Origin of the sequence: Streptococcus gwangjuense (assembly GCF_003627155.1) — a bacterium.
GTDB classification, from domain to species: Bacteria; Bacillota; Bacilli; order Lactobacillales; family Streptococcaceae; genus Streptococcus; species Streptococcus gwangjuensis.
In genome coordinates this window covers 1,247,526-1,259,142 of the sequence record NZ_CP032621.1, presented here as the reverse complement: position 1 = coordinate 1,259,142, position 11,617 = coordinate 1,247,526, and the positions used below count along the sequence as shown (strand labels likewise).

General features: G+C 40.7%; 6 protein-coding genes and 1 pseudogene. 6 read left to right on the top strand and 1 reads right to left on the bottom strand.

The genetic code is table 11. The features are described 5' to 3' along the window. The first annotated feature begins 19 nt into the window (after positions 1-19). The gene (locus tag D7D53_RS06090) at positions 20-388 is read left to right on the top strand and encodes a hypothetical protein (RefSeq protein WP_020901697.1); all 369 of its coding nucleotides are present in this window, start codon (positions 20-22) and stop codon (positions 386-388) included. A gap of 78 nt (positions 389-466) precedes the next feature. On the opposite strand, the pseudogene D7D53_RS06085 reads toward D7D53_RS06090, so the two are convergent. Continuing rightward, a pseudogene (locus D7D53_RS06085) lies at positions 467-648 on the bottom strand (transposase); the annotation flags it as partial. A gap of 15 nt (positions 649-663) precedes the next feature. On the opposite strand from D7D53_RS06085, the gene D7D53_RS10270 reads away from it, so the two are divergent. The 5 genes from D7D53_RS10270 to D7D53_RS06060 all read left to right on the top strand — a co-directional run bounded on the left by D7D53_RS10270 (position 664) and on the right by D7D53_RS06060 (position 11,482). Then, a complete protein-coding gene (locus tag D7D53_RS10270) occupies positions 664-798 on the top strand; it encodes a hypothetical protein (protein ID WP_281268565.1) in 135 nt (44 codons plus the stop codon). 382 nt (positions 799-1,180) lie between these two features. Next, positions 1,181-7,117, top strand: a complete 5,937-nt coding sequence (locus tag D7D53_RS06075) for a ZmpA/ZmpB/ZmpC family metallo-endopeptidase (protein WP_120770447.1) — start codon at positions 1,181-1,183, stop codon at positions 7,115-7,117. A 152-nt stretch (positions 7,118-7,269) separates the two neighbouring features. After that, positions 7,270-7,962 (top strand): phosphoglycerate mutase, encoded by a 693-nt coding sequence (locus D7D53_RS06070; RefSeq protein ID WP_000240129.1) that lies wholly within the window; start codon positions 7,270-7,272, stop codon positions 7,960-7,962. A gap of 114 nt (positions 7,963-8,076) precedes the next feature. After that, positions 8,077-8,778, top strand: a complete 702-nt coding sequence (locus tag D7D53_RS06065) for an ABC transporter ATP-binding protein (RefSeq protein ID WP_120770864.1) — start codon at positions 8,077-8,079, stop codon at positions 8,776-8,778. Beyond that, the gene (locus D7D53_RS06060) at positions 8,774-11,482 is read left to right on the top strand and encodes an ABC transporter permease (protein ID WP_162927916.1); all 2,709 of its coding nucleotides are present in this window, start codon (positions 8,774-8,776) and stop codon (positions 11,480-11,482) included. The genes D7D53_RS06065 and D7D53_RS06060 overlap by 5 nt, the downstream gene beginning before the upstream one ends. The last annotated feature ends 135 nt before the right edge of the window (positions 11,483-11,617 follow it).

Genomic DNA, 11,617 nt, shown 5'->3' with positions numbered 1-11,617 from the left:
TAATGAAAAGGAAATATTGATGAAAAAGAAAACACTTGCTCAATTAGATGGTATCATTGGTTTAGTTACAGGAACTATTCTAACCATTTTGCCAATTATTATAATTATGATTGCCTCTATATTTGATGATGAAGAAGTTGTTGGTGTCATCTTAGGAATTATTTTTATTATTTTTAGTTTAGTAAAAATTGGAATTTTAATTCTAGGTATTCTCTCACTAATATACTATAAAGATGATAATAGAATTTCTATTGCACCCTCAGTCTTATTAATTGTTGGCTCTGCACTTGCATTGGTTCCATTATTAGGATGGATAGGGGGAATCGTCATTATTGTTGGTGCTTCATTATTTTTAGGAAGCCTCAAAAAATTTAAAGTTGAACTATAAATAGAGTTTTTGTCAAGTAGAGTAAATGGAGAAACTCTAAAATTGGTTCTTTGTCAGCAGTAGTGGATTAAAGAAAAGCTAAGATAGAGAGAGGACAAATTTCGTCCTTTCTTTTTTGATGTTCAGAGCGATAAAAATCATTTTTTGAAGTTTTCAAAGTTTCGAAAACCAAAGGCATTTCGTTCGATAAGTTTGATGAGATTATTGGTCGCTTCTGATTTGGAGTTAGAATAGGGTAATTGAAGGGCGTTGACGATTTTTCAATGATTTCATGATTGATGAAAGTTACTATTTTAGTTTTAAGAATTGTGGCTATTGTGTATTTCAAGGACGATGAGCGTGTGACTCCTGCACCGTCTGTATTGTTTATCGTAGGTAGTTCTGTTGGATTGATCCCATTCGTGGACTAGATAGGATAAATTATGACAATTATTGGCAATTCCTATACTTTGAAATTTTGAAAAAATTCGAAATTGAAGAATCATATCTTTCGAACTGAGGTGGAATGAATTGAATCTTTGTTAGAAATACTTATTACAGTATGAAGGCGGTCAGCCTTATTTTTTGTTACCAATTGACGAAAAATTTTATAGGATAAATAAGCTATTTCATTCGTAAAATCTAAAGCATTTATTTGAGACAAGGAACTCTTTTTATAGTATAATGATGGTTGTAGATTGAATATATCAAAATATATATCGAAGTATTTTTGTTTCTTGTAAGTTTATCATAGTGAGGAAGCAAAATGCTTCTTCTATTTTGAAATGGACAAAATAATAGAGAGGATATAGAATGAAAAAATTTTTTGGAGAGAAGCAGCATCGTTTTTCCTTACGAAAGTTGGCGATTGGTCTTGTGTCTGCTTCAATTTCGAGCTTATTTTTTGTGTCCATTGCTAGCAGTGGGACCGTATTTGCTCAAGAAAATGTATCTATTCACTACAAATATGTGACAGATACAGAGTTAAGTAAGCAAGAGAAGGACTTGATTGTAAAGGATTTTCCTAATATTGCTGAAGATAGTGAGAGTACCTATTATCTAGTCTACCGTATGGATGAGAAAGCCCAACTAGGTCAGTTGCCTCATACCGGTGAGCACAATAATCTGGTTACCGCCCTTACTGGTGGAGCCCTCGCTTCGATTGGACTCCTCATTTTTGCTGTTTCGAGAAAGAAAGGCAATAAGAAAGCATTGTTGAAGGTTGTTTTGATAACAGGCGTGGGGAGCGGTTTGGTCTCTTCGGTTCAGGCTATTGAAAATCAGCTTTTGCTACAATACAATCAAGAATATCAATTATCCCAAGGAGATAGTCTGCCTCTGCCAAGAGTCCTGTCAGGTTATACCTATCTAGGCTATATTAAGCAAGACAAGAAAATTAATCAGTTAGAAACTGTTGCTAGAGATCAGAAACTAGACGATACGGTTCACTCTCATTTCCAGTCCAATGAAGGTGGGCAAAATGTAAGAGATGAGCGGAAAAATCCGTCTCCAACAAGCCCTGCTGACAAGCCAATCCCTTCTCAAGATTCACCCAATCAAAAGCCGTCTGGTATTGCTAGTGTGGATCCTCATGACGAAGTCTTGGCTGGTCGCGTGAACAAACCAGAGCTCCTATACAAAGATCAAGAGATTGAAACCAAGCTAGACTTTGCTGAAGTGGTTCAGGAAAATCCCGAACTAGCAGAGGGAACCATTCGTGTCAAACAAGAAGGTCATGTTGGGAAGAAGGTTGAGGTTGTTCGTATTTTCACTGTTGAAAACCAAGAAATTACTCGTGAGATCCTCTCGACCAAGGTAGAAAAATCCTTGCCACGTATAGTAGAGAAAGGGACTAAGAAGGCAGTTGCTCCGAGTGAAGCACCTCAGTCTGCAAGAAAAGGAGAGCCTGAGACTCAGGCCTCATTACCAGAATATACAGGCACTCAGTCCAGTGCTATTGTCGAACCAGAGCAAGTAGCTCCAAAACCAGAGTACAAGGGAACTCAAGCTGGAGCCATCGTCGAACCGGAGACTCAGCCTTCCTTGCCAGAATATAAAGGTGAGCAATCGGGAGCTGTTGTAGCCCCTGAGACAAATGAAAAACCAGAATATACTGGCACCCAATCTGGAGCCATCGTCGAACCAGAACAGGTACCATCAAAACCATCTTATACAGGTACCCAATCCGGAGCGATTGTTGAACCCGAACAAGTAGCTCCACAACCAGAGTACAAGGGAACTCAAGCTGGTACCATCGTCGAACCAGAGACTCAGCCTTCCCTGCCAGAATATAAAGGTGAGCAATCTGATGCAATAGTTGCCCCTGAGAAAACTGATAAACCATCCTATACAGGCACTCAGTCTGGAGCAATAGTCGAACCCGAGAAAGTAGCTCCGCTACCTGAATATCAGGGAACTCAAGCTGGTGCTATCGTCGAACCAGAGACCCATGCTTCCTTACCAGAATATAAAGGTGAGCAATCTGGTGCAATAGTTGCCCCTGAGACAAATGAAAAACCAGAATATACAGGAATTCAATCTGGAGCCATCGTCGAACCAGAAACGGCTGATAAGCCATCCTATACAGGTACCCAGTCCGGAGCGGTTGTTGAACCAGAGCAAGTGGCTCCACAACCAGAGTACAAGGGAACTCAAGCTGGTGCCATCGTCGAACCGGAGACTCAGCCTTCCTTGCCAGAATATACTGGCATTCAATCCGGAGCAATAGTCGCACCAGAACAGGTACCATCGAAACCATCTTATACAGGTACCCAATCCGGAGCGATTGTTGAACCCGAACAAATCGCCCCTCTTCCAGAATATACTGGCAATATTGAGCAAGAAAAACCGGAAACTCCATCTGAAAAACCACAAGAAAAAGATCCAGAAAAAACACTTGAATTAAGAAATGTTTCGGATCTGGAGTTGTATAGTCAGACCAATGGTACTTACAAACAACATGTTTCTTTAGACAGTGTTCCAAGTAATCTAGACACTTACTTTGTTAAGGTAAAATCGTCGTCATTCAAAGATGTCTATCTACCTGTCGCTTCAATAACTGCAGAAATAAAAAATGGACAATCCGTTTATAAAATCATAGCCAAAGCTGAGAAACTCCAGCAAGAGCTAGAAAATAAATATGTCGATAATTTCACCTTCTATCTCGCAAAAAAGGCCACAGAAGAAACAACAACCTTCACTTCCTTTAGCAACCTAGTTAAAGCTATCAACAAGAATCTCTCTGGAACCTATCATTTAGCGGCTAGCTTGAATGCCAACGAAGTGGAGTTGGGACCTGATGACAGATCTTACATCAAAGGCACCTTTACTGGTCAGTTGATTGGTGAAAAAGATGGCAAGCATTATGCTATTTACAACTTGAAAAAACCTCTTTTTGAAAGCTTGAGAGGGGCCACAGTAGAAAAGTTGAGCCTAAAAAATGTCTCTATTTCTGGTAAAGATGATATCGGTTCACTGGCCAATGAAGCTACGGATAACACAAAGATTAAGCAAGTTCATGTCGATGGTGTTCTGGCTGGGGAACGTGGTATCGGTGGTTTGTTGGCTAAGGCAGACCAATCAAGCATCACAGAGAGCAGTTTTAAGGGAAGAATTGTTAATACTTACGAAACGACTGCGGCATACAATATTGGTGGTTTGGTCGGTCATTTGACAGGAGGCAGAGCTTCACTGACTAAGTCAAAAGCGACAGTAGGCATTTCATCCAACACGAATAGTTCAGATCAGACTGTTGGTGGGCTAGCAGGTCTAGTAGACCAAGATGCGCATATACAGGATAGCTATGCTGAAGGTGATATCAACAATGTCAAGCACTTTGGTAGAGTTGCGGGTGTGGCTGGATATTTGTGGGATCGAAAGACGAATGAGGAACAGCATGCAGGAAGATTGACCAATGTACTAAGTGATGTCAATGTAACCAACGGGAATGCTATTACCGGTTACCACTATAATGAAATGAAGGTGGCTAATACATTCAGCAACAAAGCTAATAGAGTCTACAATGTCACCTTGGTCAGGGAAGAAGTCGTCAGCAAGGAATCATTTGTAGAAAGAGGAACAATGCTAGATGCTTCTGAAGTGACTAATAAAAAAGCAGAAATCAATCCTCTCACTCCTCCAACAGTGGAGCCTCTTTCAATAAGTGGTAGTAAAGAAAGTGATTTTTCTAAGGTGAAGCATTATCAAGCTCAGCGCGCCTTGGCTTATAAAAATATTGAAAAATTGCTACCTTTCTACAACAAGGCAACCGTCGTCAAATACGGAAACCTGGTCAATGAGAACAGTCTTTTATATAAAAAAGCACTCTTGTCTGCAGTCATGATGAAGGATGACCAAGTCATCACAGATATTGTTTCCAACAAACAGACTGCAAACAAACTCTTGCTCCATTACCAGGATCATTCCTCTGAAACATTCCAGCTCAAGTACCAGACTGATTTTGCTAAGTTAGCAGAATATAGTCTAGGAGATACGGGGCTTCTCTATACGCCAAACCAATTCTTGTATAATCAAGAAACGATTATCCAGCAAGTCTTACCAGAATTGAAGAAGGTAGATTATCACTCAGATGAGATCAGAAACACACTCGGTATCTCACCCAAAGTGAAGCAAACCGAGCTCTATCTAGAAGAGCAGTTTGCTAAAACGAAGGAGCATCTAGAAGACAGTCTGAGAAAACTTTTGTCAGCGGATGCTGGTCTAGTGGAAAACAATCAAGTAATGACAGGTTACATCGTAGATAAAATTAAGCGCAACAAGGAAGCCTTGCTTCTTGGTATGAGTTACTTAGAGCGTTGGTATAACTTTAGCTATGGTCAGGTTAATATTAAAGACTTGGTCTTGTATCACCTTAATTTCTTTGGCAAAGGAAATGCATCTCCGTTAGATACTTTGATTGAGTTAGGGAAATCAGGATTTAATAATTTGCTTGCTAAGAACAACGTTGATACTTATGGTATCAGTCTTGCCAGTCATCATGGAACGACAGATTTGTTTAGCACGCTAGAAAATTACCGAAAAGTCTTTTTACCAAACACTAGCAACAATGACTGGTTTAAAAAACAGACCAAAGCTTTCATCGTCGAAGAAAAATCCACTATTGCAGAGGTCAAAGCCAAGCAAGAGCAAGCAGGGACTAAGTACTCTATCGGTGTTTATGACCGAATTACTAGTAGTACTTGGAAATACCGCAATATGGTCTTGCCTCTCCTTACTTTGCCAGAAAGATCTGTATTTGTCATCTCAACCTTGTCTAGCCTAGGATTTGGAGCTTACGATCGCTACCGCAACAGCGACTATAAGGCTGGAGATGAACTCAATAAGTTTGTTGAAGATAATGCGCGTGAAACAGCCAAGCGTCAGCGAGATCACTATGATTATTGGTATCGTATTTTAGATAATCAGGGACGTGAAAAACTCTATCGTACGATTCTGCTTTATGATGCCTATAAATTTGGTGATGATCATACTGAAGGAAAGGCTTCAACAATCGCAGACTTTGAGAATTCAAATCCTGCAATGCAACATTTCTTTGGACCAGTTGGTAACAAGGTAGTTCATAATCATCACGGTGCATACGCAACAGGAGATGGTGTCTACTATATGTCTTACCGTATGTTGGATAAGGATGGCGCTATAACGTATACCCATGAAATGACCCATGATTCCGATCAGGATATCTATCTTGGTGGTTATGGTCGAAGAAGTGGTCTTGGTCCTGAGTTCTTTGCTAAAGGTTTATTACAAGCTCCAGATCATCCAAATGATGCGACCATTACCATTAACTCAATCTTGAAACATTCAAAATCAGATAGCTTAGAAGGATCCCGTCTACAAGTCTTAGATCCGACGGAACGATTCAAAGATGCATCCGATCTCCAGAAATACGCTCATAATATGTTTGACCTCATCTATCTGTTGGAATATCTTGAAGGGCAATCAATCGTTAAGAAACTGAATGTATCTCAGAAAATGGAAGCTCTTAGAAAAATTGAGAACAAGTATGTGAAAGATCCAGCAGACGGAAATGACGTTTACGCCACTAACGTAGTCAAAGAATTGACAGAAAATGAGGCTAAAAAATTGACCAGCTTTGATAGTTTGATTGACAATAATATTCTTTCGGCTCGTGAGTATCAAGCTGGCACATATGAGAGAAATGGCTATTTTACGATTAAACTCTTTGCACCAATCTTTTCAGCATTGAGCAGTGAGAAAGGAACTCCTGGAGATCTTATGGGGCGCCGGATAGCTTATGAACTCTTAGCTGCTAAAGGATTTAAAGATGGTATGGTCCCATATATTTCCAACCAATATGAAGAAATTGCTAAACAAAATGGTCAGACAATCAACCTCTACGGTAAAAAGCAAGGATTAGTGACAGATAAGCTTGTTTTAGAAAAGCTATTTGGTGGTCAGTATTCATCTTGGGCAGCCTTCAAAAAAGCTATGTATCAAGAGCGCGTTGCTCAGTTTGAACATTTGACTAAAGTTACTTTTAAAGATCCGACGCAATCATGGATGAGCAATGCCACCAAAACCATTCAAAGAGTAAAAGAATTGCAAGAACTCATGGATCAAGCTGTTTTACAGGATGCTATAGGTCCTCGTTGGAGTGACTATAACCCAGAAACTGACAGTGCAGTTCATAAACTTAAGAGAGCAGTCTTTAAAGCCTACCTAGACCAAACAAATGATTTTAGAACCTCTATTTTTGCAAATAAAAAGTAATGAATTATAGAAGTTCCTAATCAGGATGAGAGGACTTTACTTCCTGGCTGTCAGAACTTGTCGATTTTAACTAGCTTTTTTGTGAAAAATTGTGTAAAATAGAATAGATAAACGAGGGGAAACCTCGGAAAATTTAAAGGAGAATCCATCTAATGGTAAAATTGGTTTTTGCTCGCCACGGTGAGTCTGAATGGAACAAAGCTAACCTTTTCACTGGTTGGGCTGATGTTGATTTGTCTGAAAAAGGTACACAACAAGCGATTGACGCTGGTAAATTGATCAAAGAAGCTGGTATCGAATTTGACCAAGCTTACACTTCAGTATTGAAACGTGCTATCAAAACAACTAACTTGGCTCTTGAAGCTTCTGACCAATTGTGGGTTCCAGTTGAAAAATCATGGCGTTTGAACGAACGTCACTACGGTGGTTTGACTGGTAAAAACAAAGCTGAAGCTGCTGAACAATTTGGTGATGAGCAAGTTCACATCTGGCGTCGTTCATACGATGTATTGCCTCCAAACATGGACCGTGATGATGAGCACTCAGCTCACACAGACCGTCGTTACGCTTCACTTGACGACTCAGTTATTCCAGATGCTGAAAACTTGAAAGTGACTTTGGAACGTGCCCTTCCATTCTGGGAAGACAAAATCGCTCCAGCTCTTAAAGATGGTAAAAACGTATTCGTAGGAGCTCACGGTAACTCAATCCGTGCCCTTGTAAAACACATCAAAGGTTTGTCAGATGACGAAATCATGGACGTGGAAATCCCTAACTTCCCACCATTGGTATTCGAATTCGACGAAAAATTGAACGTAGTTTCTGAATACTACCTTGGAAAATAATGTGTAAAAAGAAAGCCTAGGAATACCTAGGCTTTTCTTTTTATTCTAGTATCCAACTCTTCGAAAAAGCGTTATAATGATATTAAGAAGTAGTTAAAGAAAGTGAGGTTGATGATGGCTTATATTGAGATGAAACACTGTTACAAGCGTTATCAGGTTGGGGATACGGAGATTGTGGCTAATCGCGATGTGAATTTTGAGATTGAAAAGGGTGAATTGGTTATCATTCTAGGTGCATCTGGTGCAGGCAAGTCAACGGTTCTTAATCTTCTTGGGGGAATGGATACCAATGACGAGGGGGAAATCTGGATTGATGGTGCCAATATTGCAGATTATAGTTCCCACCAGAGGACCAATTATCGTAGAAATGATGTCGGTTTTGTTTTTCAGTTTTATAATCTAGTTTCCAATCTGACAGCTAAGGAAAATGTGGAGTTGGCATCAGAAATTGTGACAGATGCCTTGAATCCTGAACAGGTCTTGACAGATGTAGGTCTGGCTCATCGTCTCAATAACTTTCCAGCCCAGCTTTCTGGAGGGGAGCAACAGCGAGTCTCCATTGCACGCGCAGTAGCCAAAAATCCTAAAATTCTCCTTTGTGACGAACCGACAGGCGCCTTGGATTATCAGACGGGCAAGCAGGTTTTGAAAATTCTCCAAGACATGTCTCGTCAAAAGGGAGCGACGGTAATCATCGTGACTCACAATAGCTCGCTAGCTCCTATCGCAGATCGGGTGATTCACATGCGTGATGCCACTGTTATGAGAGTAACAATCAATGAGCATCTACAGGCTATCGATACATTGGAGTATTAGCATGAAAAAAACATACCGAAAAGACTTGCTCCAGTCGGTGACTGCTTCCAAGGGACGCTTTTTATCTATCTTGACCTTGATGATGCTGGGGTCTTTAGCTCTAGTAGGTCTCAAAGTGACTAGCCCCAATATGGAACGTACGGCTGAGGATTATCTTCATAAAGCAAATACCTTGGATCTGGCCGTGATAGCTGATTATGGCTTGGATAAAAAGGATCAAGACGAACTAAAGACCCTTCAAGGAGCAAGTGTTGAGTTTGGCTATATGGCAGACCTAACCGTTGAAAATAGTGAAGAAGCGGTTCGACTTTATTCTAAGCCAGAGGGAATTTCAACTTTTCAAGTGACAGAAGGGCGACTGCCAGAAGCTGATGAGGAAATTGCCTTGGCAGATTTCTGGAAAGACCGCTATCAGATTGGGCAGACTATCACCTTTAGCAAGAAAGAAGAAGGGAAGACCGTCATAAAATCCCAATCTTTCACCATTACTGGATTTGTCCATTCGAGTGAGATACTTTCTCAAGAAGACTTGGGAGGGGCTAGTAGTGGAAATGGAAGCTTGGCTGGCTATGGAGTGATTTTACCCAGTCAGTTTGACTCAGATGTTTATAGCATTGCGCGTGTGCGCTATGATGATTTAAAAAATTTGGATGCTTTTTCATCAGACTATAGAAGCAAACGAGATCAACACCAGGAAGACTTACAAAACTTGCTTTCCGATAATGGTCAAAAAAGATTGGCAAGTATCAAAGCAAATGGGCAAAAGAGCTTGGAAGATGGAAAAGAGCAACTCCAAACAGCTGAAGGTAACCTTCAAAAAGGCAAGAGTCAGTTAGAACAGGCTGAAGGTCGATTGAAAACTCAAGAAGAACAAGTGACCGCTTTGCCTGAGCCTCAAAAGAGTCAAGCCAAGGAGCAATTGACAAAAGCTAAGGAAGAATTGGCTACAGAAAAAGAAAAAATGGCTCAGACAGAGAGTAATCTAGCCAAGGAAAAAGAGAAGCTTGAACAACACCAGAAAGAGCTTGATGAACTGGCAGAGCCTACTTACCATGTATACAACCGCCAAACCATGCCAGGCGGTCAAGGCTATCTCATGTACAGTAACGCTTCAGCAAGTATTCGTTCTGTCGGTAATATCTTTCCCGTGGTGCTTTTTATGGTTGCTGCAATGGTAACCTTTACAACTATGACTCGCTTTGTGGATGAAGAGCGCACCAATGCTGGTATTTTCAAGGCTCTAGGTTATAAGAATAAAGATATTGTTGCCAAGTTTGTTCTCTATGGTTTTCTTGCAGGAACTGTAGGAACCGTTTTAGGAACGCTTTTAGGACATTATCTCCTTGCAGGCGTGATTTCGGATGTTATAACAGCTGGAATGGTCGTTGGGAAAAGTCAGGAGTATTTCTACTGGTCTTATAGCCTTCTTGCTCTGGCCTTAAGTTGGGTATCCAGTGTCTTGCCAGCTTATCTAGTAGCACGGAGGGAATTGCACGATGAAGCAGCCCAACTTTTGCTGCCCAAACCTCCCGTTAAAGGATCAAAGATTTTGCTGGAACGCCTGAGCTTTATTTGGAGTCGTTTGAGCTTCACTCATAAGGTTACGGCGCGAAATATTTTCCGCTATAAGCAACGGATGTTGATGACCATTTTTGGAGTTGCGGGTTCGGTTGCTCTCCTATTTGCAGGTCTTGGCATTCAGTCTTCTGTGGGAGGAGTTGTCGAGCGTCAATTTGAACAAATCCAGCAATACCAGATGATTGTAGCGGAAAAGAGCAGTGTAGCGGAGAAAGAAAAAGCGGACCTAGAAAGTGCCTTGCAAGCTGATTCTATCCATGCTTACCAAAAAATCTACTCTAAATCCATTGAAAAAGATTTCAAAGGAAAAGCAGGACTTCAGACTATCACCATAATGGTTACAAGCAGAGAAAATTTCAAACCCTTTATCGCATTAGAGGAAAATGGCCAAGAGGTGGAGATCACTGATGGAGCCGTCGTGAGTCAAAAACTGGCTCAACTAGCAGATGTTACGGTTGGAGACAAGCTGGAGCTTGATGGAAAAGAAATCAAGGTATCGGCTATTTCTGAAAACTATGTTGGACACTTTGTTTATCTCAACCGAGCGACCTACGAACAAGTCTACGGTACCAGTCCCCAAGACAACACCTACCTAGTAAAATTAAAAGAGCCAACACCATCCAATACGGAGAAAGAAGCTGCGGCCTTTATGAAAAAAACTGCTGTTTCTGGGGTGGTCCAAAATGCAACGGCTATCCACCTCTTTGAATCTGTAGCCAATTCTCTCAATAAAACCATGGCAATCCTTATCCTTGTTTCCGTCTTGCTAGCCATTGTCATTCTTTACAATCTCACCAATATCAATGTGGCAGAACGTATCCGTGAACTTTCGACTATCAAGGTTCTCGGTTTCCATAATAAAGAAGTGACCCTCTATATCTATCGCGAGACCATGGTGCTATCCCTTGTGGGAATTATTCTCGGTTTGGTAGCCGGCTACTATTTACATCAATTTTTGATTCAGATGATCTCACCTGCCACCATACTTTTTTATCCACGAGTCAGCTGGGAAGTCTCTGCTCTTCCAATCGTCGCAGTGACCGTGATCTTAGCCTTACTGGGTCTCTTTGTCAATCACCACTTGAGAAAGGTGGATATGCTTGAAGCCCTGAAATCAGTAGAGTAGGTCAATTTTTTAAAAGTAAATCAGTTGACAAAGTCTCTGCTTCTTGGTAGAATAAGAACTGTCGTAAAGACAAATAACTTCTTCTTGGTTACAGGCATGCCAACCTGTCACTCGGATGAAGCCAAATAAAAAGGA

What these genes read in the sequence shown, in the direction of transcription:
- D7D53_RS06090 (WP_020901697.1), top strand. Translation starts at nt 20, where the DNA reads ATGAAAAAGAAAACACTTGCTCAATTAGATGGTATCATTGGTTTAGTT.
- D7D53_RS06075 (WP_120770447.1), top strand. Translation starts at nt 1,181, where the DNA reads ATGAAAAAATTTTTTGGAGAGAAGCAGCATCGTTTTTCCTTACGAAAG.
- D7D53_RS06070 (WP_000240129.1), top strand. Translation starts at nt 7,270, where the DNA reads ATGGTAAAATTGGTTTTTGCTCGCCACGGTGAGTCTGAATGGAACAAA.
- D7D53_RS06065 (WP_120770864.1), top strand. Translation starts at nt 8,077, where the DNA reads ATGGCTTATATTGAGATGAAACACTGTTACAAGCGTTATCAGGTTGGG.